Here is a 23,252-nt window from a genome sequence, read left to right as displayed (position 1 = left end):
TTTTAAGAAGTTTACTCCTTTAACTACATAATTATCTACTTGCAAAGCTTGCAGCCCTCACACTTATTGAGTTCACCACGGAATCGCTTCTCTACGAGATGATGCAGGCGATCGCGCAATGGCTCCAGCTCCATCTTGTCGATGACTTCGTTGATAAATGCAAACTGAAGGAGCAACTTAGCCTCCTCACGGCTCACACCACGCTGCTGCATATAGAACAGGGCGGCATCGTTGAGCTGACCTACAGTACTTCCGTGCGCACACTTCACATCGTCGGCATAAATCTCCAGCATCGGCTGGGTGAACATGCGGGCTGTCTTCGTAGCACAGAGGTTCTGGTTGGTTTCCTGCGAAGTGGTCTTCTGGGCACCATGACGAACCAATACTCTACCGGCAAAAGCACCACGTGCCTCACCATCGAGTACATACTTATAAAGCTCGTTGCTGGTACAATGACCCACCTGGTGGTCGATGAGCGTATTGTTATCAACCACCTGGTTCTTGTCGGCAATCACACAACCATTGCAGAAGCACTCAGCTCCCTCGCCCTTGAACACGAGGTCGAGTCGGTTGCGGGTGATACCGTTATGAAGCGTGATGACGTTATGGTTTACACGGCTGTTAGCCTGCTGCTCGATATAAACGTTGCTGACACGACGGTTCTTGTAATGAGTCTCCTCCAGACAATAGAGGTCGAGACTGGCATTCTCGCCAACATAAGCCTCGATTACCTGAGTAGCGAGGAAGTTCTTGTCATCGGCAGCATGATCGCAGAAGAGGAACTTAGCCTCAGCGCCCTGTTCCATCACGATGAGGACACGACGGTTTACCATCAAATCAACATCCGAACGAAGGATATTGATTACCTGAATGGTTCGCTCCACCTTCACGTTCTTTGGTACGTAGATCAACAAGCCATCCTGTGCCAGGAATGTATTCAATGCCGTGATGCCATCTTCATCGGTTTTAGCAATCTTGGCATAGTATTTCTCGATGAAATCGGGGTTTTCTGTAGCAATCTTGTTCAAAGAGTCTACGATAACGCCCTCTGGCAACTCCACCTTTGGCAATGCCTTGTTATAGAAAGCATCGTTCACCACGAAGTAGAGCGAAGTGCTCAGGTTAGGCACATCGCAGCGGAAAGCCTCGTATGGATCTACCGGAATTTCCAGACGGTTCAAGTTCAAGCCATAGTCTGGCTCGAAGATGGCACTCATATCTGTGTACTTGTATCTTTCTACCTTTCGGGAAGGGAAGCCCAAGCGACGGAAGTCCTCGAAGGCAGCATCGCGCACCGCATTGAGAACCTCAGCACTGTTCCTCTTGATCATTCTCGAAGAAGACTGATACAAGTCTAAATATTGATTTTCTGAAAGCATAGCCATCCTCCTATTATTTCTCATCTACTTCAGCCTTGATCCAGTCGTAGCCACGAGCCTCAATCTCCTTGGCAAGTTCAGGACCGGCAGTCTTCACGATTCTACCCTTATAGAGTACGTGAACCACACTTGGCTTAATCATATCGAGCAGACGCTCATAGTGAGTAATGACGATGGCAGATGTCTGGTCGGTATGCATCTTATTCACACCGTCAGCCACGATACGCATTGCATCCACGTCGAGACCAGAGTCGGTTTCATCGAGAATAGAAAGCTTTGGCTCCAGCATCGCCATCTGGAAAATCTCGTTGCGTTTCTTCTCACCACCCGAGAAACCTTCGTTTACAGAACGGCGAGCCAACTTGCTGTCCAATTCCACCAACTCGCGCTTCTCACGCATCAGCTTCATGAATTCGCTGGTGTTCAATGGCTCCAAACCCTGATACTCGCGCTTGGCATTGATAGCCGCACGCATGAAGTTGGTCATGGATACGCCAGGAATCTCCACTGGATACTGGAAAGAGAGGAACAAGCCTTCACGGGCACGATCCTCTGGCTTCATATCCAGGAGGTTCTTGCCGTTGAAGATAGCCTCACCCTCGGTTACTGTATAGAGAGGGTTACCTGTGAGCACAGCGCTCAAGGTTGACTTACCGGAACCGTTAGGTCCCATGATAGCATGTATCTCACCATCGTTGATGGTCAGGTTGATACCTTTCAATATTTCTTTGCCTGCAATAGTAGCATGCAGATTCTTTACCTCTAACATAATTTTAGTCAATTTTTATCGATTTCATCGAGAATTATGATAACTATCCTACGGTTCCTTCGAGTGAAACACTCAGGAGTTTCTGTGCCTCTACGGCAAACTCCATAGGCAACTTGTTGAGCACATCCTTGGCATAGCCGTTTACGATCAGACCGACAGCCTCCTCGGTAGGAATACCTCGCTGATTGCAATAGAAGAGCTGGTCTTCTGATATCTTCGAGGTAGTTGCCTCATGCTCGAACACGGCTGTGTCGTTATGGGCATCCATATATGGGAAGGTATGCGCTCCGCAATCGCTGCCCAGCAACAAAGAGTCGCAGGAACTGTAGTTGCGGGCATTGTCGGCATTGGACGTGGCACGAACCAGACCACGATAGGAGTTCTGGCTATGACCAGCCGAGATACCCTTCGAAATGATGGTACTCTTGGTGTTCTTACCCATGTGAATCATCTTGGTACCGGTATCGGCCTCCTGATAGTTGTTGGTAACAGCCACACTGTAGAACTCAGCTACAGAGTTGTCGCCACGCAAGATGCAGGAAGGATACTTCCAGGTAATCGCAGAACCTGTCTCTACCTGAGTCCAGCTCAACTTAGAGTTCACACCACGCAAGTCACCTCGCTTGGTTACCAGGTTCAGCACACCACCCTTACCATGTTCATCACCAGGATACCAGTTCTGAACGGTAGAGTACTTCACCTCTGCATTATCCTTGACAATAATCTCTACGATAGCTGCATGGAGCTGGTTCTCATCACGCATTGGCGCTGTGCATCCCTCCAGGTAAGAAACGTAAGCATCATCATCGGCGATGATCAATGTACGCTCAAACTGACCGGTGTTACGGGCATTGATGCGGAAGTAACTGCTCAACTCCATAGGGCAGCGGACGCCTTTAGGAATATAAACGAATGAGCCATCACTGAATACGCAACTGTTCAAGGCTGCATAGAAGTTATCACGATAAGGAACCACGGTTCCCAGATACTCTCTTACCAAATCAGGATGCTCCTTCACAGCCTCACCGATACTGCAGAAGATGACGCCCTTCTCACGGAGTTTCTCCTTGAAAGTAGTCTTCACCGACACAGAGTCCATGATGGCATCCACGGCGGTGCCGCTCAAAGCCAGACGCTCCTCCAGAGGAATACCGAGCTTGTCGAATGTCTTCTCCAGCTCAGGGTCTATCTCCTTGTTCTTTGGCTTCTTAGCCAAAGGATCGGCATAGTATGAAATCTCCTGGTAGTCAATAGGTGGCACGTGCACGTGACCCCATTTTGGCTCCTTGAGCGTCTTCCAGTAATTGTAGGCTTTCAGACGAAATTCGAGCATCCAATCCGGCTCTCCCTTCTTCTGCGAGATCAGGCGCACAACATCCTCGTTGAGACCCTTTTCTATGATTTCAGTATGTACATCGGTGGTAAAGCCGAATTCATATTTCTGCTCAGCCACCTGCTTGACAAACTGATTCTTTTCTTGTTCTTTCTCTGCCATTTTATTTAGAATAACCTTTCGTTATTTTAACCCTAAATAGGGATAAGCCGCTGAGGACTCATCCCTACCTTATTATATATAATATATGCTATATTACAATTTCTGCTCTACCTCGATTTCTGTGAAGGTCTCGATAATGTCGCCTTCCTGGATATCGTTGTAGTTGACGAGGCTCAAACCGCACTCCATACCGGTAACCACCTCCTTGACATCGTCCTTGTAACGCTTCAAGGCACCGATTTCTGCAGTACGGATGACGATACCGTCACGGATGACACGAGCCTTATCCTTAGCGTGTACCTTACCCTCGGTAACAAGACCACCGGCAATAGTACCCACCTTGGAAATCTTGAAGGTCTGCTTCACCTCTACCTGACCGGTAACGATTTCCTTCTTCACCTTGTCGAGCATACCTACCATCGCACTCTTGATATCGTCGATAGCATCGTAGATGATAGAGTATGTGTTGATTTCAACACCCTCACGGTCGGCAGCCTTGCGAGCATCGGCAGATGGACGAACCTGGAAACCAACGATGACTGCATCTGAAGCAGATGCCAGCATCACGTCGTTCTCAGAAATCTGACCCACAGCCTTGTTGACAACGTTCACCTGAACCTTCTCGGTAGAAAGCTTGATGAATGAGTCGCTCAATGCCTCAACAGAACCGTCGGTATCACCCTTCACGATGACGTTCAACTCGTGGAACTCACCACGTGCGATACGGTGAGAAATATCACCCAAGGTCAAGCGCTTCTGAGTACGCAAGCCCTGCTCACGCTGCAACTGCTCACGCTTGTTGGCGATTTCGCGAGCCTCCTGCTCTGTCTCGATTACGTGGAACTGGTCACCTGCAGTAGGCGCACCGTTCAAACCGAGGATGATAGCTGGCTCAGCTGGAGCTGCTGACTTGATATTGGCATTACGCTCATTGAACATAGCCTTGACACGACCCCAAGATGTACCGGCAAGTACGATATCGCCTACCTTCAAGGTACCGTTGGCAACCAATACGGTAGAAACATATCCACGACCCTTGTCGAGAGAAGACTCGATGATGGTACCTGTTGCACGACGGTTAGGGTTAGCCTTCAAGTCGAGCATATCAGCCTCGAGGAGCACCTTGTCGAGCAGATCGTGAACACCGATACCCTTCTTGGCACTGATTTCCTGGCACTGATACTTACCACCCCACTCCTCAACGAGCAGGTTCATGTTAGCCAAGTCCTCACGGATACGGTCTGGGTTGGCACCTGGCTTATCAATCTTGTTGATTGCGAATACCATTGGTACACCGGCAGCCTGTGCATGAGCGATAGCCTCCTTGGTAGTAGGCATCACAGAGTCATCGGCTGCGATGATGATGATGGCGATATCGGTGGCCTGGGCACCACGGGCACGCATGGCGGTAAACGCCTCGTGACCTGGAGTATCAAGGAATGTAACCTTGCGGCCACTGTTCAGCGTAACACTGTATGCACCGATATGCTGGGTAATACCACCCGCCTCACCGGCAATCACATTGGTATTGCGGATATAGTCGAGCAAAGAGGTCTTACCGTGGTCTACGTGACCCATCACGGTTACGATTGGAGCACGTGGAACCAAGTCGTTCTCATCATCCTGTTCCTCGCTCACGGCCTCCTGAACCTCGGCACTCACGTATTCGGTCTTGAAACCGAACTCCTCAGCCACCATGTTGATGGTTTCAGCATCCAGACGCTGGTTGATAGAAACCATGATACCTACACCCATCAGGGTAGAGATAACCTGAGTAACGCTGATATCCATCATCGTAGCCAACTCGCTAACGGTAACGAACTCAGTGAGCTTCAGGGTCTTGCTTTCCTTCTGCTCCTGACGAGCCTGATCCTGCAACTTCTCCTGAACAGCCTCACGCTTCTCCTTACGGTACTTAGCACCCTTCTTGTTCTGGCTCTTGCTGGTCAAGCGAGCAAGAGTCTCCTTAACCTGGCGTGCTACAGCCTCGTCGTCCACCTCAATCTGGCGCTGGTTGCCGCGGTTGTTGTTATTGCCCTTGTTATTATTGTTATTATTTCTGTTCTTGTTTCTGTTCTTCTTGTTGCCACCATTGTTGCCATTATTGCCCTTATTATTCTGGCCGTTACCGTCGCCATTGTTCTTAGCTTCGGCATTGATGTCAACACGCTCCTTGTTGATACGAACACGCTTCTTGCGATCGTTGTGCTGCTGAGCCAATTTCTCCTCACGCTCCTTGCGTCTCTCCTCCTTCGATTTTTTCTTAGGACGAGTACTCTGGTTGAGAGAAGAGAGGTCAATCTTACCCAACACCTTAGGCTCATTGGCAGAGAACTTCTTCTCACTCTTAAGTGTGAATACACTTGAGGCCTGACTGCTAGCAGCAGTATTCTGCTGTGACTTCTGCTCAGCATTCTGGTGCTGAGCGTTTCCATTCTGTTTACCCTGTGCAGCATTCTTATGACCCTTGGAGTCATTCATCTTTGGCTGCTGTGATTTTTGCTGATTCTCTTGTTTCATCTGTTGTTTTTGCTGAGAGCCCTGTTGATGAGGTCTCTGATCATGTTTTGGCTCAGCCTTACGAGCTTCTTTTACTGGCGCGTGACTGACGGCAGCAGTCTCGTGCTTAGGTTTCTCTGACTTATGGGCAGCAGACTCTGCAGAGTTTCCCTTGCCGATGCTATCCAAGTCAATCTTACCCAGCGGCTTGAACTGCTGCTGCTTGCTTGACTCCAACGAGTTTTCGGCATGAAGGTCGTCCTGCTCTTGTGCACGCTTCTTATCCTTGCCCTTTTTGGAAAAGAGTTTCTCGGCCTGATCGCGAACCTCCTTATCATGACTGAAGGCATTAGTCAATGCCTGATACTGCTGGTCGCTGAGTTTGAAGCTCGGTTCGGCCTTGACCTCTCCCAGGTCTTTCTTTCGTTCTAGGAATTCAACTGCCGTCTGAAGTCCTATATTCAATTCACGTAGTGCTTTGTGTAATCTGATGCTCATATATATATTTTAATCTCCTATTTTTAAAGTTTGATTCCCCTGTAGCACCCGCCAGCAAGGGAAAATTATTGTTCGAATTCAGCTCGCAATACCTTGAGAACGTTATCAACGGTCTCCTCCTCAAGGTCAGCCTTCTCTACAATCATGTCGCGTGGTGCGTTGAGCACCTGCTTGGCTGTATCGTAGCCGATACCCTTGATAGCATCGATAACCCACTGGTCGATCTCATCAGAGAACTCATCCAGGTAGATATCCTCATCAGCCTCATTCTCGCCCACCTCGCGGAACACATCGATGGTGTATTCTGTAAGCATAGAAGCCAGCTTGATGTTCATACCGCCACGACCGATGGCCAGGCTTACCTCCTCTGGCTTCAGGAACACCTCAGCCTTCTTGTTCTCCTCGTCGATGGTGACAGAGGTGATAGAAGCAGGAGCCAGGGCACGCTGGATGAACAGCTTGGTATTGGCGCTGTAGTTGATGACGTCGAGGTTCTCGTTGCAGAGCTCACGAACGATACCGTGAACACGGCTACCCTTTACACCTACGCAGGCACCTACTGGATCGATGCGCTCGTCGAAGCTCTCCACTGCAATCTTGGCACGCTCTCCCGGAAGACGGGCGATGCGACGGATGGCTACCAGACCCTCTGCTATCTCAGGAACCTCTGCCTCCAGCAGACGCTGCAGGAAGATAGGCGCTGTACGGCTCAGGATAATCTTAGGGTTGTTGTTGTCGTTGTCAACACGGAGGATGACGGCACGCACTGTCTCACCCTTGCGATAGTTGTCGCCAGGAATCTGCTCTGTCTTAGGCAACATCAACTCGTTGTTCTCGTCGTCAACGATAAGCACCTCGCGCTTCCATACCTGGTAAACCTCACCAGAGATTACCTGACCCACGCGATCCTTGTACTTATTATAGAGAGAGTCATGCTCAAGCTCAAGAATCTTAGAAGCCAATGTCTGGCGAAGGGTCAGGATAGCACGGCGGCCGAACTTGTTGAAGTCAACCTTCTCGCTCACATCCTCGCCTACCTCGTAGTCTGGCTCAATCTTCTGAGCTTCGGAAAGGGCGATTTCCTTGTTCTCATCCTCTACCTCACCATCGGCAACAACTACACGGTTGCGATAAATCTCGAAGTCACCCTTGTCTGGGTTCACGATAACATCGAAGTTTTCGTCACTACCGAAAATCTTAGCAAGCACGTTGCGGAAACTTTCCTCCAACACACTTACCAAAGTAGTACGGTCGATATTCTTGGTTTCTTTAAACTCGCGGAATGTATCAATCATACTCGCAGTTAATTCTTGCTCTTTTTTAGCCATAGCTTATTTGAAACTGATTATATATTTTGTATATTTTACTTTATCCATCTGGTAAACGTGGTCCACTTCCATCTTTACAGGACGCTTCTTACCTTCAACCTTTACCTTTTCTTCCACGCCAACTGTGAAGTCGTTACCGTCCACAGCCTTCAAGATGCCCTTTACCTTGATGCCATCTGCATCGAGCACCTCTACCTCCTTGCCTACGAAGTTGATATACTGCTGTGGAACCTTGAATGGCTGACCGAGACCTGCGGATCCTACCTCCAGCTCATAGTCCTCGTCATCACGACTCAAGCGTTCTTCAATATATCTACTCAAAGCCACACAATCCTCAATCCATACACCGTCAGCGTGGTCAATCTCGACTACGATGCGATTGTCCGGACTGATTTCAATGTCTACCAGGAAATATTCCTGATCCTGGAGCCATTCATCAACTAATTTTTTTACGACGTTTTTATCAATCATATATACCTATTTAAAATAAAATGAGGAACTCTTGCGAGCCCCTCATTCCACTGAACGGTGCAAAATTACGAATATTTTTGAGAATATCCAAAGATTTCCCCGTTTTTTTCTTCATAACCTGCGCATTTTTAGGTAATTGTGCAGGATTTTGCACTTATTTCTTTGCCGGACGCAGTATTTTGCCGTATTCTTCTGGTGAATTCAGCAACTTTACAGCCTCCTTAATCTGCTTGTCATAACGCAGAGAGTTCTGGATGGCACCAGCCTGGAAATAATAGGCTGCAACAATCTCATTTTCCAACAGTTGCTTGATATACTCCTTGTTGTAATCCAGGTCTTTCGCCACATTGTGGCTCAGCTTCTTCTTCAAAGCCTCAAACTCCGGTTTGGCATCGTCGTAATATCCCTCGAACTTGGCGAGTTTCTCCAAGTCCTTCAGATACTTCTCGGTCTCTCGGTCGTATTTGAAATCCGCCTTCAACACTCTTGCCTTGAATTCATCGTAGTCGGCATCGGTAAGGGCGAAATCCTTGGCTGGGGCAATGGTAGGATGCTTGGCGATGTAATCCACTTCGTAGTTGAGCATCACCTCGTTGCTGTCTCTTGCGCCCGCCAGATAGAAGGCGATGTTAGGAAGCGAGTCAGGCTTTACCTCTACATCCGGCTTCACGCCGCCGCCATCACGCACCTCTCTGCCATTGGCGGTATAGAACACCTTGGTCAGGGAATCAGGCACATGCTCCACATAGCCTCCCTTGGAATGCTTGTAGTTGAGCGCCTGCACGCATCTACCGCTCGGAATATAGTATTTGGCTGTGGTCAGCTTCATCTGTCCGTTATAAGGCAGGTCCATCGTGGTCTGCACCAGTCCCTTGCCATACGTGCGCGTACCTAATATAATAGCACGGTCATAGTCCTGCAGGCTGCCGCTCATAATCTCGCTGGCGCTGGCTGAATTGCCATTCACGAGCACCACCATCGGCATTACGGAGTCTACAGGCTCCACGCTGGTCTTGTATTCCTTGTTGGAACGCTGCAGCTTGCCCTGCATCTTCAGCACAGTCTTTCCCTTTGGCAGGAACATGTTGATGATGCTCACCGCCTCGCTCACCGAACCGCCGCCATTGTTGCGGAGGTCGAACACCAAGCCCTTGGCACCCTGTTTTTTCAGGTCGATGAATGCACGGCGCACGTCCTTGGCGCAATTGTCGGTGAAGGAATTGAAGTTGATGTATCCGAATCCGCCCTCCAGCATACCGTAATATGGGAGGAATGGCATCTGGATGGTACGGCGGGTTATCTTCATCTTCAGAGTCTTGCCCGTACTTGGCCGCTTCACCTTAATGATAAAGGATGTACCCGGGTCACCACGAAGATGATCGCTCACATAAGCCACGTCTTTATTGGTCATATCCTCATTGTCGATGCTGAGGATGATGTCTCCCTTCTTCAATCCCACTTCGGCAGCAGGCATATTCTCGTATGGTTCGCTGATGCAGACACGCTGCAGCTGGAAATTGTAGCGCACCACGGCACCCACACCGGCATATTTACCGGTGAGCATATTCTTCAGTTCGTTGACTTTCTCCTCTGGATAGTAAGTGGTATAAGGGTCCAGACTACCCAACATAGCCTTGATACCATTGCCCACCACCTCTTCGGCATCGAGCGTATCCACGTACATGAGGTCTAGATTCTTGTAGATGGAGTTGAATATATCCATATTCTTCGCCGTCTTGAAATCATGATCTCTATCTATCTGTGCAAAAGCAGGTGCTGCGAGCAGCACCATGAGCAACGAAATCAATACTTTTTTCATGCTTATCTTTATCATCATTAATTATTTCTCATTTTTTTCTCCCCATCATCGGTTTAGAGGATAATCCGAGCAGGGTTGTAATTCGCCCACAAAATTACTCATTTCTTTGCTAAAACTACCATTTTTAGTCTAAAAAAGTGGCTCTAAGCCCCCAAAAATGCACTTTTTTGAAGAAAAAGCAAAAAAAGTTGGGGAAAAATTTGGCAGAATGGAGAAAAGTTAGTACTTTTGCACACGCAAATAAGGAACGTCATGTTTCAGCAATGCAAAAATGCTTCAATAGCTCAGTTGGTTAGAGCACCTGACTGTTAATCAGGGGGTCGTTGGTTCAAGCCCATCTTGAAGCGCAAACGATGATTTTGTTTCATCACTCATTTTATTAAAGTTAAAAATGCTTCAATAGCTCAGTTGGTTAGAGCACCTGACTGTTAATCAGGGGGTCGTTGGTTCAAGCCCATCTTGAAGCGCAAAAAGAGTTACAAGTTTTACTTGTAACTCTTTTTTTTGTTTTTATACCCACCCACATCTAGTTTCCCATATCTACTTCACACTACACAATATTCTTGTTTTTACATGATATGCAGTTTGTTACGTCATAAAAGCATAGTCGTACAACTAAAAGGTATGTAGTCGTACGACTAAGAGATATATACTCGTACGACTAAGAGGTATATGACCGTACGGCTAAGAAGTGTACACTCGTACAACTAAGTAGGTTGTAGTTGTACGATTAGAAGGTGTTGCCACTAGGCTCGGCAGAGCTGCTGACTGCAATCAGCAGACGTGCTGACTAGGCTCAGCACGTCTGCTGAGCCTAGTCAGCAACATTCAAGAAACTATATACTAGCACCCCAGAAGTTATATACTCAAACCTCAGAAGTTATATACTTGCACCACAAAAGTTATATACTTGCACCCCCAAAGAAGCATCCACGCCCTGCAAAGGCAGCGTTTTTGTTTCCTTAAGGGAAAATATTTGTTCCCTTAAGGGAAACTGCATGTTTCATTAAGGAAACATTTTCATAGGGTTCAGATAAAAAACGGGTGCATTCCGCTTGTTCGGCGAAATGCACCCATCTATTTATTCATGTATTTAATACTCGGATTAATCTACATCGTTGTTGTGATCCAAAGAATCGTTGAAGTCCTTTGGAGCATTCTCGTTGCGATGGTCACGACGTGGCTGACGAGCTGGACGCTCACCACGAGCCTCATGACGATCATCACGACGACCGCGACGCTCACCACGCTCAGGACGTGGACGACGCTCACGCTCTACGTAACCCTCTGGCTTCTCCATCAACACACGGTGAGAGAGCTTGTACTTGCCAGTCTTAGGATCAATCTCCATCAACTTCACCTTGATCTTGTCGCCTTCCTTGATACCAGCCTCTTCAACTGTCTCAAGACGCTTCCAGTCAATCTCAGAGATGTGGAGCAAACCATCCTTACCAGGGAGAATCTCTACGAAGCAACCGTAAGGCATGATAGAACGAACAGTACCCTCGTAAACCTCACCAACCTCAGGAACAGCTACGATAGCCTTGATCTTAGCCAAAGCTGCATCGATAGAATCCTTGTTAGGAGCAGATACCTGTACGTGACCCTTACCATCAGTCTCCTCGATAGTGATTGTAGCACCAGTATCCTCCTGCATCTGCTGGATAATCTTACCGCCAGGGCCGATGACAGCACCGATGAACTCCTTAGGAATATCGAATGCTACGATACGTGGAACCTGTGGCTTCATCTCGGCACGTGGCTCAGAGATAGTCTCCATCATGCAGTTGAGGATGTGCTCACGACCAGCCTTAGCCTGCATCAAAGCCTCCTCAAGAATCTCGAAGCTCAAACCGTCGCACTTGATATCCATCTGTGTAGCGGTCAAACCATCGCGGGTACCTGTGGTCTTGAAGTCCATATCACCCAAGTGGTCCTCATCACCGAGGATATCGCTGAGGATAGCATACTTGTCCTCACCTGGGTTCTTGATAAGACCCATAGCGATACCAGAAACCGGCTTCTTCATAGGAACACCTGCATCCATCAGGGCGAGAGTACCGGCACAAACAGTAGCCATAGAAGAAGAACCGTTAGACTCCAAGATCTGGCTTACCAAACGTACTGTGTAAGGGAAGTCTGCAGGAATCTGACCCTTCAAACCACGCCATGCCAAGTGACCGTGACCAATCTCACGACGGCCTACGCCGCGCTGAGCCTTAGCCTCACCTGTAGAGAATGGAGGGAAGTTATAGTGAAGGAGGAAGCGCTGGTAGCTCTTCTCGAGCACACCGTCGATAAGCTTCTCATCCATCTTTGTACCAAGAGTACATGTAGAGAGAGACATAGTCTCACCACGCTGGAAGATAGCGCTTCCGTGAGGCATTGGGAGTGGAGAAACCTCGCACCAGATAGGGCGGATTTCTGTAGTAGCACGGCCATCAAGGCGCAAGCCCTCGTCGAGGATGCAACGGCGCATAGCATCGCGCATTACGTCATCATAGTAACGGGTAGCCTCAGCGTGCTTCTCCTCCAAGTCTTCCTCAGAAAGATCGGTATGAGCAGCGTCATACTTCTCAAGGAAGTCAGCCAAAACCTTGTCGAAAGCATCCTGACGTGCATGCTTCTCCAAAGCCTGGTGGTTGATATCGTAAGCTGGCTTGTAAAGCTCAGTCTTGATCTGCTCACGGAGTTCCTCGTCGTTGATTTCGTGGTCGTACTCACGCTTCACGTCAGTACCCTTCTCCTTAGCCAACTCATACTGGAGCTCGCACATAGGCTTGATAGCCTCGGCAGCCACCTTGAGGGCACCAATGAGATCCTGCTCAGAAACTTCCTTCATCTCACCTTCTACCATCATGATATTGTCCTTGGTAGCACCAACCATGATATCCATGTCAGCCTCTTCCATCTGCTGGAATGTAGGGTTAACAACATACTCACCATTGATACGAGCTACACGAACCTCAGAGATATAGTACTCGAAAGGAATATCAGAACAAGCCATGGCAGCTGAAGCAGCGAAACCTGCGAGGGCATCTGGCTGATCAACACCATCGGCTGAGAGCAACATTACCTGTACGTAAACTTCTGCATGGTAGTTAGAAGGGAAAAGTGGACGCAGAGCACGGTCCACGAGGCGAGAGGTAAGGATCTCCTCATCGCTAGCCTTGCCTTCGCGCTTGGTGAAACCACCAGGGAAACGACCAGCAGCACTGTACTGCTCACGGTAATCTACTTGCAAAGGCATGAAATCTGTACCCGGAACTGCATCCTTTGCTGCACAAACAGTTGCGAGAAGTACTGTGTTACCCATGCGGAGAACCGCAGCACCATCAGCCTGTTTTGCAACTTTTCCGGTCTCAATTGTGATGGTTCTTCCATCAGGCAACTGAACACTTTTTGTAATTACGTTCATCGAAAATTAAAAAACTTATTGTTTTGTCTAACATCTAAATATATAAAACGCTGCAAAGATACCTTTTTAATTATTAATAAACGAATATTTCGGCCACTTTTTTCTACTTTTTTAATTATTTTATCTATCTAAGGCGTATTATTCACAATTTTATTGCTACCTTTGCAGTCGATAATTTTGCAAAATATAAATTCAATGAAGATATCTAAAATCTATTCAGCCGCAGTGATCATGGTAGCTGCGCTGGCTTTTACGTCTTGTAACAACAAGAAATTTCATATCAATGGTAACATTACCGAAGCCACAGACTCGATGCTCTATCTGGAGAACCTGAGCCTGAACGGACCTGTGAAAATCGACTCCGTGAAGCTGGGAGAAGATGGTGCGTTCGCCTTCGATGAGAACGCCATGGATTCCATCACCCCTGAGTTCTACCGTCTCCGCATCGCCAACCAGAGCATCAATCTCAGCATCGACTCTACGGAGACCGTCAAGGTGAAGGCATCCTATCCTCAGATGAGCTATAAATATGAGGTGGAGGGTTCGGAGAACTGCAGCAAGATCAAGGAGCTTTCGATTAAGCAGATGATTCTGCAGAACAACATCAACGCCATCACCAAGAGCCCCAACATGGGCATCGACTCGGTGGATGTCATCGTAGCCCGCATGCTCGATGGCTACAAGCAGGACATCAAGGTGAACTACATCTTCAAGGAGCCGATGAAGGCTTCTTCCTACTACGCCCTCTTCCAGACCATCCAGTTGGGCAACGTGAACTCGCTCATCTTCAATCCACGCAACAACAAGGATGATGTAAGAGTGTTTGCTGCCGTGGCTACCAGTTGGGACACCTACTATCCTGGCGCCGAGCGCGGCAAGAACCTGCACAACATCGCCATCGAGGGCATGAAGGATATCCGCATCATCGAGAACCAGCGTGCACAGCAGCAGATTGACGCCAGCAAGGTGAGCGTAAACGGCTGCATCGACCTCGCCATGGAGGACAGCAAGGGACAGGTTCGCCGTCTCACCGACCTGAAGGGCAAGGTGGTACTGCTCGACTTCCATCTCTTCGCCAGCAGCGAAAGCACCAAGCGCATCATGATGCTCCGTGAACTCTACAACAAGTATCACGCAGCAGGCTTGGAAATCTATCAGGTTTCCGTAGACCCTAACGAGCACTTCTGGAAGACATCCACCGCAGCACTGCCTTGGATCTGCGTACGCGACGAGGGTGGCATCCAGGGACAGAGCCTGCAATTATATAATGTGCAGAGCATCCCTACCTTCTTCCTCATCGACCGCAGCAACACGTTGAAGGCGCGCGATGCTCAGATCAAGGACTTGGACGAAGCTATCAAGAACTTACTGTAAAAAGGTAGGAGAAAGAACTTACTATAAAAAAGGAGAAAGAAATCAGGAACCAGGAAAATTCCGGTTCCGGACTTCTTGCTTCACAACATTTATATCACATGATTCTAAAACGAATATAATCAAACATCAATAAACTTTAAACACTAAAAATGAACAAGAAACTTTTAGCATTGGTAGCCATGGCTCTTATTGCAACAGGAGCGCAGGCTAAGGTAAAGTTGCCACACATCCTGGGTGACAACATGATTATCCAGCAGGATTCAGAAGCCAACCTCTGGGGTTGGGACAAGCCGGGAACCACTGTCAAGGTAACCACTTCCTGGTCTTCAAGAACCTATTCTGCCCAGACGGGCAAGGACGGCAAGTGGGCTGTCAAGGTCTTGACTCCGAAGGCAAGCTATACCCCACTCTCCATCACCTTCGACGATGGCGAGAAGACTGTTCTCAACAATGTGCTTGCAGGAGAAGTATGGGTCTGCGCCGGACAGAGCAACATGGAGATGCCGGTAAAGGGATTCGGCAACTGCCCTGTGAAAGGCTACAACAAGGCTGTATTGACAGCCAACCAGTATAAAGGCGTTCACTATGTGAAGATTCCTAGCGTGATGAGCAGCAAGCCGCTTGACGATGCCAACTGCGAATGGAAGGTAATCAGCCCGGAAACCGTGGGCGATGCTTCAGCCACCGGCTATTTCTTTGCGCAGGTGGTAAACAAGGCACTGAATGTGCCTGTGGGACTGGTGATGGCAAACAAGGGCGGAAGCCGAGTAGAGAGCTGGCTCGACCGTGACTATCTGAAGAAGAACACGAAGGAAGACCTCGACTCCATCAAGATGACGAAGAATCCTAAGTTCAAGTGGGATTTCCTCTACCCTCTTCTCTGGGGCAACGGAACCTTCCATCCTATCCTCAACTACAGTGTGAAGGGAATTCTCTTCTACCAGGGCTGCTCCAACGTGGGCGACCCGGCAGGTCAATACACCCAGCGCCTTGCCGACCTCGTAGCCCAGTGGCGCAGAGACTTCAAGCAGGGCGAACTGCCATTCTATTTCGTGCAGATTGCACCTTATCATAATGGCGATGTGAATGGTGACTGGGGTCCAAGACTCCGCGAGCAGCAGTTTAACGCCGCCAAGGTGATTCCTAACAGCGGCATCGTGTGCACCGAAGACCTGGTTTATCCATACGAGGTAGAGCAGATTCATCCATGCCAGAAGCAGCCTGTGGGCGAGCGCCTTGCCTTGCAGGCCCTGAGCAAGACCTATGGAATGAAGGGACTCTTCTGCGAGAGCATGACCTTCAAGGAGATGAAGATTGTAGGCGACACCGTGAAGGTTCACTTCGACAACACCTATGGAGCCTACAACCGCTTTGAAGGCATCAAGGGCTTCGAGGTAGCCGGCGAGGACAAGGTGTTCCACCCTGCCACAGCCAAGCATTTCTGGCAGGAAGGCAACGACGGATGGAACGAGTGCATCATCGTAACCAGCCCAGAGGTAAAGAAGCCAGTGGCATTGCGCTATTGCTTCCGCAACTTCCAGCTCGGCAACATGGCGAATGCAGGCGGTCTGCCTCTCTTCCCATTCCGTACAGACAATTGGTAATCATCAAAATATCAACAGCGGTCGATCTTTGCCTGAATCAAAGACCGGCCGCTTTTTGATATAACAGGATGATAAATCCTTTTCCATTATACATTAAACATTAATCATTATACATTAACAATATTATGAGTCACGTTTTAGATAAATTCAAGTTCTGCCCCGTTTGCGGTTCTCCGAATTTCGAGATCAACAACATCAAGAGCAAGAAGTGCAAGGACTGCGGCTTCTCCTATTATCTCAACCCGAGCAGCGCCACCGTTGCCTTCATCCTCAACGAGAAGGACGAGCTGCTGGTAGTTCGCCGCAAGAACGAACCAGCCAAGGGTACCCTCGATTTGCCGGGCGGATTTGTAGACATGGATGAAACCGGCGAAGAAGGTGTAGCAAGAGAGGTGAAAGAGGAAACCGGACTCGATGCCATCGAGGTGAACTATCAGTTCAGCATCCCGAACCTCTATCTCTATTCCGGCTTCATGGTCCACACCCTCGACATGTTCTACACGGTAAAGGTGAAAGACCTCTCGCATGTGGAAGCTATGGACGACGCCGAAGAGTCGTATTGGATTCCCCTCAGCGAGCTTCATCCCGAGGAGTTCGGATTAGGGTCGATAAAGCAAGGTGTGACCAAATTTCTTGCAAAACACAAGACGAAAGGATGAAAAAAAGCCCCGAAACATTTAAAAAACTAAAAAAATCACTATATAATAAGGTATAAGCAAAAAGTTTATATACTTTTGCAAACCAAAAGAAATTGTGTAGAAGCTTATGCAAGAAAATTTAGTTATCGTCGAGAGCCCTGCAAAGGCTAAGAAAATAGAAGAGTTCCTGGGTAAAGACTTCAAAGTGATGTCTTCCTACGGACACATCCGTGACTTGAAAAAGAAAGAACTCAGTATAGACGAGAAGACCATGGAACCTTGTTATGAGATTCCAGAGGAAAAGAAAAAACTCGTCACAGAATTGAAAGCAACCGCGAAGCAAGCCAAGAAGATTTGGTTGGCATCCGATGAGGACCGCGAGGGAGAAGCCATCAGCTGGCACCTTTGCGAAGTACTCGGATTGGATGAGGAGAAGACAAGCCGTATCGTCTTCCACGAAATTACCAAACCTGCCATCTTGGACGCTATCCAGCACCCACGCCATCTGGACATGAACCTGGTGAATGCCCAGCAGGCACGCCGTGTGCTCGACCGCATCGTAGGTTTCAAGCTCTCTCCTGTGCTCTGGAGAAAGGTGAAGCCAGCCCTCTCTGCCGGTCGCGTACAGAGTGTTGCCGTACGCCTGATCGTGGAGCGTGAGCGTGAGATACAGAAGTTTAAGAGCGAGCCATACTATCGCGTGAACGCCGTATTCGCATTGATTAATGAGAATGGCGGCGCCACAGAGGTGAAGGCAGAACTTGACCAGCGTTTCAAGACCCACGAGGAGGTGGAAGCCTTCCTGGAGAAATGCAAGGATGCCAAGTTCAGCGTGGAGGCAGTGACCAAGAAGCCGCTGAAGCGTACACCTGCCCCTCCTTTCACCACCTCAACCCTGCAGCAGGAAGCAGCCCGCAAGCTCGGCTTCACCGTAAGCCAGACCATGATGGTGGCTCAGCGCCTGTATGAAGGTGGACGCATCACCTACATGCGTACCGACAGCGTAAACCTCTCTACCCTCTGCAGCAATGCCAGCAAGGACGAGATTATCAAGGTTTACGGCAACGAGTACAGCAAGCCTCGCACCTATCATACCAGCTCTAAGGGAGCGCAGGAGGCTCACGAGGCCATCCGCCCTACCTACATGAGCGAGACCAGCATCGATGGAACCAGCCAGGAGAAGCGCCTTTACGAGCTGATCTGGAAGCGTACCATCGCCTCTCAGATGGCTGATGCTCAGATAGAAAAGACCACCATCAACATCCATATCGACAACACCACAGAAAAATTTGTCGCCAATGGAGAAGTTGTTGTGTTCGACGGATTCCTCAAGGTATACCGTGAATCTACCGACGAGGATGACAACGCTGAGGACTCAACCCACATCCTGCCTGCCATGAAGGAAGGCGATGAGTTGCAGCGCCGCGAGATTATCGCCACCGAGAAATTCTCTCTGGCTCCGGCAAGATACACCGAAGCTAGCCTCGTGAAGAAACTGGAAGACCTCGGCATCGGACGTCCATCTACCTATGCTCCAACCATCAGCACCATCCAGCAGCGCGAATACGTGGTGAAGGGTGACAAGCAGGGCGTGGAGCGCAACTACACCGTAGATTCCCTGAAGGGCATCAAGATAACGCAGAAGACCAAGAAGGAAATGGCTGGCTCCGAGAAGGGCAAGCTGCTGCCTACCGACATCGGCATTGTGGTGAACGACTTCCTGATGGCCAACTTCCCTAACATTATGGACTACAACTTCACAGCCCATGTGGAGCAGAGATTCGATGACATTGCCGAGGGAAAGACCGAGTGGATTAAGTGGATGAAGGACTTTGACAAGGGATTCGAGCCTGAGGTGAAGGAAGTGATGAACGCACGCAGCGAGCACAAGGCCGGCGAGCGCGAGCTAGGCAACGACCCTAAGAGCGGTCGCCCAGTGTTCGTGAAGATAGGCCGCTTCGGTCCTGTGGTTCAGATAGGTACAGCCGACGACAAGGACAAGCCACAGTTTGCCCAGTTGCCTGCCGACAAGAGCATCGAAACCATCACCCTGGAAGAGGCTCTGGAACTCTTCAAGCTGCCACGCCAGGTGGGCGAGTTCGAGGGAACCACCGTTACCATCGGTGCCGGTCGCTTCGGTCCATACGTGCTCCACAACCGCAAGTACGTATCCATCCCTAAGGACATCGACCCTATGGCCATCACCCTGGAGCAGGCGATAGAACTCATCAACGAGAAACGCAGCAACGAGCAGAAGCGCCACATCAAGACCTTCGAGGAAGATGAGAAACTGGAACTGCTGAACGGCCGCTACGGTCCTTACATCGCATACGATGGCAAGAACTACCGCATTCCTAAGGCAAAGCAGGAGAATGTGGAGGCGCTTACCTACGATGAATGCATGACTATCATCAAGGAAGCACCGGAGCCAAAGACTAGAGGCAGAAAGAAGTAAATGCTGATGGATGGTTCCCTTTTTAAAGGAGCCATCCTATCAAAATAATAAGAAAGAAATGAAGTCAATCATCATCATTGGATATATGGGAGCCGGCAAGACTACCGTCGGCAAGGCCCTCGCCAAAGAGCTTGGCGTGATGTTCTACGACTTAGATTGGTATATCGAAAGCCGTATGCGCAAGACCGTGAAGCAAATCTTCGAAGAAATGGGCGAAGAGAGATTCCGCCACATAGAGCACAACATGCTCCACGAGGTGGCAGAGTTTGAAAACGTAGTGGTAAGCTGCGGCGGAGGAACACCTTGTTTCTACGACAACATGGACTATATGAACCAGGCTGGCGAAACCATCTACCTGAAGGCAAGTTCTGAAACTCTGCATGCCCACCTGAAGATGGGCAAGGGCGTACGCCCCCTGTTGCTCAACAAGACTCCCGAGGAAGTGGATGTCTTCATCCGTGAACAGCTCCAGCAACGAGAGCCGTTCTACGAAAAGGCCAAGCACATCATCGACGTCAATGTGATGGACAACTTCGACAAGATTAACAATACGGTTCAGCAGATTAGAGAGCTGCTGAACGTGTAACCCAAAAGGTAAGCATTCCCCCTCAGCCCATGCGAGGAGGAGTGCTTACCTTCACTCGTAGTATATTCACAACATCAAATTATAATAGACTAAAAAGCAAGACAAGAACAGAAAATGAAGAAATGGACTATTGAAGACTCGAAGGAGCTCTACAACATTGGTGGTTGGGGCACTTCTTACTTTGGCATCAACGACAAGGGTGATGTCTATGTAACTCCATGCAAGGACAACACGCAGATAGACCTGCGCGACATCATGGACGAGTTGGCATTACGCGACATCAACGCTCCCGTACTGCTCCGTTTCCCAGACATCCTCGACAACCGCATCGAGAAGACAGCCAGCTGTTTTCAGAAGGCCAAGGAGGAATATGGTTACAAGGGGGAAAACTTTGTCATCTATCCTATCAAGGTGAACCAGATGCAGCCGGTTGTAGAGGAGATCATCTCTCATGGAAAGAAGTTCAACCTGGGACTGGAAGCCGGTTCCAAGCCAGAGCTTCATGCCGTTATCGCCGTACAGGCACAGAGCGACTCGCTCATCATCTGCAATGGCTACAAGGACGAGAGCTACATCGAACTTGCCTTGCTAGCCCAGAAGATGGGTAAGCGCATCTTCATCGTGGTAGAAAAGCTCAACGAGCTGGATATCATCGCCAAGGTGGCAAGCAAGCTCAACGTGAAGCCAAACATCGGTATCCGCATCAAGCTCGCTTCTTCAGGCTCAGGTAAATGGGCTGAGAGCGGTGGAGATGCATCGAAGTTCGGTTTGACAAGTGCCGAACTGCTCACCGCACTCAACAAGATTGAGGAGATGGGATTCCACGATTGCCTGCGCCTCATCCACTTCCACATCGGAAGCCAGATTACCAAAATCCGCCGCATCCAGACGGCTCTCCGTGAGGCGGCTCAGTTCTACATCAACCTGCACAAGATGGGCTACAATGTAGATTTCGTAGATTGCGGTGGTGGTCTTGGTGTAGATTACGACGGCACCCGTTCTGCCAGCAGCGAAAGCTCTGTAAACTACTCTATCCAGGAGTATGTAAACGATTGTGTCTATACCTTCGTTGATGCAGCCAACAAGAACAATATCGAGCATCCTAACCTCATCACCGAGAGTGGCCGCTCGCTTTCTGCCCACCACTCCGTATTGGTGATTGATGTGCTGGAGACTGCATCCCTGCCGGAAATGCCAGAGGAGTTTGAGGCAAAGGAGACTGACCACCAGTTGGTTAAGGACCTTTATGAGATATGGGACAACCTGAATCCCCGCAACATGCTGGAAGACTGGCACGATGCCGAGCAGATTCGCGAAGAGGCATTGCAGCTCTTCTCTCACGGTATCGTAGATTTGAAGACCCGTGCCGAGATTGAGGCGATGTACTGGAGCGTGTGCCACGAGATTAACAATCTTGCCAAGCACATGAAGCACGTGCCTGAGGAGCTTAGAGGATTGGACAAGATTCTTGCTGACAAGTATTTCTGTAATTTCTCATTGTTCCAGAGCCTGCCAGACAGTTGGGCCATCGACCAGCTCTTCCCTATCATGCCTATCCAGCGTCTGGACGAGCGTCCTACCCGCAACGCTACCTTGCAGGACATCACCTGCGACAGCGACGGCAAGATTGCCAACTTCGTAACCGATGGTCATATCGGCAACGTTCTCCCACTTCATCCACTGAAGAAGAACGAGCCATACTATCTAGGCGTGTTCCTCGTAGGTGCCTATCAGGAGATTCTGGGCGACATGCACAATCTTTTCGGCGACACCAATGCAGCCCATATTTCCGTAAAAGACGGCAAATACAGCATCGACCAGATATTCGATGGCGAGACCGTAGAGGAGGTATTGGATTACGTACAGTATAATCCGAAGAAACTCGTCCGCCAGTTGGAGCAGTGGGTAACCAAGAGTGTGAAGGAAGGCAAGATTTCTCTCGACGAGGGTAAGGAGTTCCTGGGCACCTATCGCAATGGTCTCTTTGGATACACTTATCTTCAGTAAGAATTAACAGTTGATAGTTAATAGTTTACAGCAAGATTGCCCTATAAACTATTAACTATTACCTATAAACTAAACTTAAAGATGGAAAAAGTAACAGTAGTAAAGGTAGGCGGTGCCATCGTTGAAGACAGCGAGCAGCTGGCACAGCTCTTGAAGGATTTTGCAGCCATCCCTGGCAAGAAAGTATTGGTACATGGCGGTGGACGCCGTGCCACCAAGGTAGCCGCAGCCCTCGGCATTGAGAGCAAGATGGTGAACGGCCGTCGCATCACCGATGCAGACATGCTGGAGGTGGTAACGATGGTTTATGGCGGTCTGGTCAACAAGAACCTGGTTGCCAAGCTCCAGGCTAACGGCGTGAATGCCCTCGGTCTGACAGGTGCCGACATGGACGTAATCCATAGTCATAAGCGCCCGTTGAAGGACGGCATCGACTTCGGATTCGTAGGCGATGTAGAGCGTGCCAACGGCAAGATGCTCCAGACCCTGATTAACGAAGGCATCACCCCAGTGATGGCTCCGCTGACCCATGACGGTAAGGGCAATATCCTCAATACCAATGCCGACACCATCGCAAGCGAGACAGCCAAGGCTCTGGCTCCTTACTACGACGTGACATTGATATACAGTTTTGAAAAGAAAGGCGTGCTCAGCAATCCTGAGGATGACGACAGCGTGATTCCGGTGATTACCCATGCCGATTTTGAGAGATATAAAGCAGACGGTACCGTGGCAGGCGGCATGATTCCAAAGCTGGAGAATGCCCTTGCAGCCATCGACGCAGGCGTGAAAGAGGTGATTATCACCCTTGCTACCGCCATTGACGGAAAGCACGGAACTGTTATTAAATAGCAAAGTATGTAACGCCACACGCCCTGAAAGGGCAGAAGCACCTAGCCCAGGGTAACACCC

At 49.2% G+C, this 23,252-nt stretch carries 15 protein-coding genes and 2 tRNA genes; 9 read left to right on the top strand and 8 right to left on the bottom strand.

The window, feature by feature from the left end:
- Window positions 1–35 precede the first annotated feature (35 nt).
- The 7 genes from sufD to V8Z93_RS03205 all read right to left on the bottom strand — a co-directional run bounded on the left by sufD (window position 36) and on the right by V8Z93_RS03205 (window position 10,258).
- Complete coding sequence (gene sufD / locus V8Z93_RS03235; protein ID WP_439432383.1) at window positions 36–1,379, bottom strand: Fe-S cluster assembly protein SufD; 1,344 nt, start codon at window positions 1,377–1,379, stop codon at window positions 36–38.
- Between the two features lie 13 nt (window positions 1,380–1,392).
- Entirely contained in the window at window positions 1,393–2,148 is a 756-nt protein-coding gene (sufC, locus tag V8Z93_RS03230; protein WP_089544837.1) for a Fe-S cluster assembly ATPase SufC, read from the bottom strand.
- 43 nt (window positions 2,149–2,191) lie between these two features.
- Complete coding sequence (gene sufB, locus V8Z93_RS03225) at window positions 2,192–3,643, bottom strand: Fe-S cluster assembly protein SufB (protein ID WP_118139249.1); 1,452 nt, start codon at window positions 3,641–3,643, stop codon at window positions 2,192–2,194.
- Between the two features lie 93 nt (window positions 3,644–3,736).
- Window positions 3,737–6,640, bottom strand: coding sequence for a translation initiation factor IF-2 (gene infB, locus V8Z93_RS03220; protein WP_439432382.1), 2,904 nt, complete (start codon window positions 6,638–6,640; stop codon window positions 3,737–3,739).
- Between the two features lie 65 nt (window positions 6,641–6,705).
- The gene (nusA, locus tag V8Z93_RS03215) at window positions 6,706–7,968 is read right to left on the bottom strand and encodes a transcription termination factor NusA (protein WP_203040613.1); all 1,263 of its coding nucleotides are present in this window, start codon (window positions 7,966–7,968) and stop codon (window positions 6,706–6,708) included.
- Between the two features lie 3 nt (window positions 7,969–7,971).
- Window positions 7,972–8,439 (bottom strand): ribosome assembly cofactor RimP, encoded by a 468-nt coding sequence (rimP, locus tag V8Z93_RS03210; RefSeq protein WP_203040614.1) that lies wholly within the window; start codon window positions 8,437–8,439, stop codon window positions 7,972–7,974.
- Window positions 8,440–8,593: 154 nt separating this feature from the next.
- Window positions 8,594–10,258 carry a S41 family peptidase gene (locus V8Z93_RS03205; RefSeq protein WP_439432381.1) on the bottom strand — a complete coding sequence of 555 codons (1,665 nt, stop codon included), beginning with the start codon at window positions 10,256–10,258 and terminating at the stop codon, window positions 8,594–8,596.
- A gap of 273 nt (window positions 10,259–10,531) precedes the next feature.
- Here V8Z93_RS03205 and V8Z93_RS03200 point away from each other — a divergent pair.
- Window positions 10,532–10,605 (top strand) — tRNA-Asn (locus tag V8Z93_RS03200).
- 46 nt (window positions 10,606–10,651) lie between these two features.
- Window positions 10,652–10,725, top strand: a tRNA-Asn gene (locus V8Z93_RS03195).
- 638 nt (window positions 10,726–11,363) lie between these two features.
- Here the strand turns inward: V8Z93_RS03195 and pnp are convergent.
- Window positions 11,364–13,676, bottom strand: a complete 2,313-nt coding sequence (gene pnp / locus V8Z93_RS03190; RefSeq protein ID WP_203040616.1) for a polyribonucleotide nucleotidyltransferase — start codon at window positions 13,674–13,676, stop codon at window positions 11,364–11,366.
- 195 nt (window positions 13,677–13,871) lie between these two features.
- Between pnp and V8Z93_RS03185 the strand changes: the two genes are divergently transcribed.
- The 7 genes from V8Z93_RS03185 to argB all read left to right on the top strand — a co-directional run bounded on the left by V8Z93_RS03185 (window position 13,872) and on the right by argB (window position 23,192).
- Entirely contained in the window at window positions 13,872–15,050 is a 1,179-nt protein-coding gene (locus V8Z93_RS03185; RefSeq protein WP_217763792.1) for a DUF4369 domain-containing protein, read from the top strand.
- Between the two features lie 149 nt (window positions 15,051–15,199).
- Window positions 15,200–16,654: a sialate O-acetylesterase gene (locus V8Z93_RS03180; RefSeq protein WP_439432380.1), complete on the top strand. Its 1,455-nt coding sequence runs from the start codon at window positions 15,200–15,202 to the stop codon at window positions 16,652–16,654.
- Window positions 16,655–16,779: 125 nt separating this feature from the next.
- Entirely contained in the window at window positions 16,780–17,313 is a 534-nt protein-coding gene (locus V8Z93_RS03175) for an NUDIX hydrolase (RefSeq protein ID WP_439432379.1), read from the top strand.
- Window positions 17,314–17,419: 106 nt separating this feature from the next.
- Complete coding sequence (topA, locus tag V8Z93_RS03170) at window positions 17,420–19,747, top strand: type I DNA topoisomerase (RefSeq protein ID WP_203040621.1); 2,328 nt, start codon at window positions 17,420–17,422, stop codon at window positions 19,745–19,747.
- 58 nt (window positions 19,748–19,805) lie between these two features.
- Window positions 19,806–20,333, top strand: coding sequence for a shikimate kinase (locus V8Z93_RS03165; protein WP_439432378.1), 528 nt, complete (start codon window positions 19,806–19,808; stop codon window positions 20,331–20,333).
- 114 nt (window positions 20,334–20,447) lie between these two features.
- Window positions 20,448–22,340: a biosynthetic arginine decarboxylase gene (gene speA, locus V8Z93_RS03160; protein WP_218412569.1), complete on the top strand. Its 1,893-nt coding sequence runs from the start codon at window positions 20,448–20,450 to the stop codon at window positions 22,338–22,340.
- Window positions 22,341–22,421: 81 nt separating this feature from the next.
- A complete protein-coding gene (argB, locus tag V8Z93_RS03155; protein ID WP_006849201.1) occupies window positions 22,422–23,192 on the top strand; it encodes an acetylglutamate kinase in 771 nt (256 codons plus the stop codon).
- Window positions 23,193–23,252: the final 60 nt, after the last annotated feature.

This window comes from Segatella copri (assembly GCF_051861805.1).
Taxonomy (GTDB): Bacteria; Bacteroidota; Bacteroidia; order Bacteroidales; family Bacteroidaceae; genus Prevotella; species Prevotella copri_M.
This window is presented reverse-complemented; position numbering and strand designations above follow the sequence as displayed.

What these genes read in the sequence shown, in the direction of transcription:
- argB (WP_006849201.1), top strand. Translation starts at nt 22,422, where the DNA reads ATGGAAAAAGTAACAGTAGTAAAGGTAGGCGGTGCCATCGTTGAAGAC.
- sufD (WP_439432383.1), bottom strand. Translation starts at nt 1,379, where the DNA reads ATGCTTTCAGAAAATCAATATTTAGACTTGTATCAGTCTTCTTCGAGA.
- sufB (WP_118139249.1), bottom strand. Translation starts at nt 3,643, where the DNA reads ATGGCAGAGAAAGAACAAGAAAAGAATCAGTTTGTCAAGCAGGTGGCT.
- V8Z93_RS03205 (WP_439432381.1), bottom strand. Translation starts at nt 10,258, where the DNA reads ATGAAAAAAGTATTGATTTCGTTGCTCATGGTGCTGCTCGCAGCACCT.
- sufC (WP_089544837.1), bottom strand. Translation starts at nt 2,148, where the DNA reads ATGTTAGAGGTAAAGAATCTGCATGCTACTATTGCAGGCAAAGAAATA.
- V8Z93_RS03185 (WP_217763792.1), top strand. Translation starts at nt 13,872, where the DNA reads ATGAAGATATCTAAAATCTATTCAGCCGCAGTGATCATGGTAGCTGCG.
- V8Z93_RS03165 (WP_439432378.1), top strand. Translation starts at nt 19,806, where the DNA reads ATGAAGTCAATCATCATCATTGGATATATGGGAGCCGGCAAGACTACC.
- speA (WP_218412569.1), top strand. Translation starts at nt 20,448, where the DNA reads ATGAAGAAATGGACTATTGAAGACTCGAAGGAGCTCTACAACATTGGT.
- rimP (WP_203040614.1), bottom strand. Translation starts at nt 8,439, where the DNA reads ATGATTGATAAAAACGTCGTAAAAAAATTAGTTGATGAATGGCTCCAG.
- V8Z93_RS03175 (WP_439432379.1), top strand. Translation starts at nt 16,780, where the DNA reads ATGAGTCACGTTTTAGATAAATTCAAGTTCTGCCCCGTTTGCGGTTCT.
- topA (WP_203040621.1), top strand. Translation starts at nt 17,420, where the DNA reads ATGCAAGAAAATTTAGTTATCGTCGAGAGCCCTGCAAAGGCTAAGAAA.
- nusA (WP_203040613.1), bottom strand. Translation starts at nt 7,968, where the DNA reads ATGGCTAAAAAAGAGCAAGAATTAACTGCGAGTATGATTGATACATTC.
- infB (WP_439432382.1), bottom strand. Translation starts at nt 6,640, where the DNA reads ATGAGCATCAGATTACACAAAGCACTACGTGAATTGAATATAGGACTT.
- pnp (WP_203040616.1), bottom strand. Translation starts at nt 13,676, where the DNA reads ATGAACGTAATTACAAAAAGTGTTCAGTTGCCTGATGGAAGAACCATC.
- V8Z93_RS03180 (WP_439432380.1), top strand. Translation starts at nt 15,200, where the DNA reads ATGAACAAGAAACTTTTAGCATTGGTAGCCATGGCTCTTATTGCAACA.